This window comes from Paraburkholderia sp. SIMBA_054, from assembly GCF_046534875.1.
In the GTDB taxonomy this organism is placed as follows: Bacteria; Pseudomonadota; Gammaproteobacteria; order Burkholderiales; family Burkholderiaceae; genus Paraburkholderia; species Paraburkholderia hospita.
Window position 1 is genome coordinate 1 of sequence record NZ_JAWRXV010001679.1, and the last position, 238, is coordinate 238.

Here is a 238-nt window from a genome sequence, read left to right on the forward strand (position 1 = left end):
CCACCAGCGCGGTGTCGTAGTCGCCGCTGACGTTGGAGTCCCAGTCGATCGGCACCCAGCGCTCGGGCGACTTGCGCAGCTCGGCCAGGTTCGGGCAGTCCAGCCGGTGCACCACGATGCCCTTGCCGGCGGTGTGGTAGCCCATGATCTCGTCGCCGGGAATCGGCTGGCAGCAGTTGGCGAAGCTGACCACGCCGCGCTCGCTGCCGTTGATCAGGATCTTCTCCTGCGAGTGCTT

The 238-nt window shown here is 67.2% G+C and carries 1 protein-coding gene; it reads right to left on the reverse strand.

All coding sequences use genetic code 11. The features are described from left to right. A partial coding sequence (locus SB822_RS60805) for a RelA/SpoT AH/RIS domain-containing protein (RefSeq protein WP_410859612.1) occupies nucleotides 1–238 on the reverse strand: 238 nt, incomplete at both ends.